Origin of the sequence: Selenomonas bovis DSM 23594 (assembly GCF_000381005.1) — a bacterium.
Lineage (GTDB): Bacteria > Bacillota > Negativicutes > Selenomonadales > Selenomonadaceae > Selenomonas_C > Selenomonas_C bovis.
The window spans coordinates 1-1,670 of record NZ_KB908448.1 but is presented as its reverse complement, the minus strand read 5'-3'; the positions used below and the strand labels follow the sequence as shown (position 1 = coordinate 1,670).

Annotated in this window: 3 protein-coding genes; all 3 read left to right on the top strand. The window is 53.5% G+C overall.

The features are described from left to right. On the top strand, positions 1-250 hold a 250-nt coding region (locus tag F599_RS15940; RefSeq protein WP_211209108.1), incomplete at its 5' end, for a hypothetical protein. A 100-nt stretch (positions 251-350) separates the two neighbouring features. Next, entirely contained in the window at positions 351-854 is a 504-nt protein-coding gene (locus tag F599_RS0113235; RefSeq protein WP_019543967.1) for a terminase small subunit, read from the top strand. Next, on the top strand, positions 832-1,670 hold an 839-nt coding region (locus F599_RS0113230), incomplete at its 3' end, for a PBSX family phage terminase large subunit (RefSeq protein ID WP_033369487.1). The genes F599_RS0113235 and F599_RS0113230, both read left to right, overlap by 23 nt.

Genomic DNA, 1,670 nt, shown 5'->3' with positions numbered 1-1,670 from the left:
CTATAGGTCTTTTGTTTCGTGGACACTATCTCATCACCTCATGGTCTTATTTTACCATTCGTTTATAGTGTCCATCAAACGGGGTATAGGCCACATCAACATGTTCGCAGAGGCGGACTACTCGAAAGGAAAGACGGCTTCAATGTGGCTGTGCAATAAAATTCAGGACTTTGCCGAGCGGATCCGTGAGGGCGAGCGTGCGAAGATCGAGCGGTTCACATCAAAGGGGACGCCGAGGCACCTGGTGTAAAGACCGGCACGCATGATGAAAACGGAATAACGGGAAGGTCACTGCGAGAGCGGTGGCCTTTTCTAGTGGGAATTTTTATGGAGTGTGGTGAACATGTGAGATGAAGCTGACAGAGAAGCAAAAACGCTTTGTTGATTATTACATCGAAACAGGAAATCAGACCGAGGCCGCAAGGCGGGCAGGGTATAAGCAGCCCCAAACCCAAGGGGCACAAACCTTAGGAAAACTTAGTGTTAAGGCCGCCATCGATGCCAGGCTCAAGGAGCTTGAAGATAAGCGCATTGCCAAGGCTGACGAGGTCATGCAGTTCCTCACATCGACACTGCGCGGCGAAGTCAAAGAGGAGCGCGTCGTCGTCGAAGGAACAGGCGAAGGGAGAAGCGATGCCCGCATTATCACGGTGCAAGTATCCGCCAGGGACCGCCTCGATGCGGCGAAGAGCCTGCTCAAGCGCTACCCGATGCAGCTCGATGCCAAAGAGCAGAAGCTACGGCTGCAGAAGCTTGAGGCCGAGATTCGGGCGGCCGAGCAGGTGGACGACGATGCCGTGACGATTGTGGATGATTTAGGAGATGGCGACGATGAAAACAGTAAGGCTCAGTGATGTGGTAGCGCCGCATTTCTATGCACTGCATTGTGACATCGTGCGTCATGGCCATACTTACTACTGGCTAGAGGGCGGCCGCGGCTCGACGAAATCGTCAGAGATAAGCCTCGAGATCCCGCAGCTCCTCATCAAGAATCCTGACTGCCATGCAGTTGTCCTGCGCAAAGTCGGTAACACCATCAAGACAAGTGTTTACCCGCAGATGCAGTGGGGTATCGATGCGCTGGGGCTCACGAGCAAATTCCGTTTCAAGACAAGCCCGCATGAGATTACCTACCGGAAGACCGGCCAGAAAATCCTCTTTTTCGGCGTCGACGATCCACAGAAAATCAAGTCCATCAAGCTGCCTTTTGGCTACGTCGGCGTTGTATGGTTCGAGGAGCTGGACCAGTTTGGCGGCATGGAGGAAATCCGCAACCTCAATCAGTCGCTATTGCGCGGCGGTCCTAAATACTGGGAGTTCTGCTCCTTCAACCCGCCCAAAAGTCAGAACAACTGGGTGAATGAGGAAAAGCTCTTTGAGGATCCCGACAGGCTCGTGCATCATTCCACCTATCTCGGCGTGCCGCGGGAATGGCTCGGCGAAAGGTTCTTTGATGATGCGGAAAAGCTCAAGGAGAAGAATGAACGCGCCTATGAGCATGAATACCTCGGCAAGGTCACAGGCACGGGCGGGGCTGTGTTTGAGAACGTCAGCGACATGCGGATGAGCGATGAACTCATTGGGAATTTTGACCGCCTTTACTTCGGTCTTGACTTCGGTTTTGCTGTGGATCCGCTGGCATTTGTCGCCTGCCACTACGACGCAAAGCA

Coding starts and splice junctions, on each gene's coding strand:
- F599_RS0113235 (WP_019543967.1), top strand. CDS start 351: ATGAAGCTGACAGAGAAGCAAAAACGCTTTGTTGATTATTACATCGAA.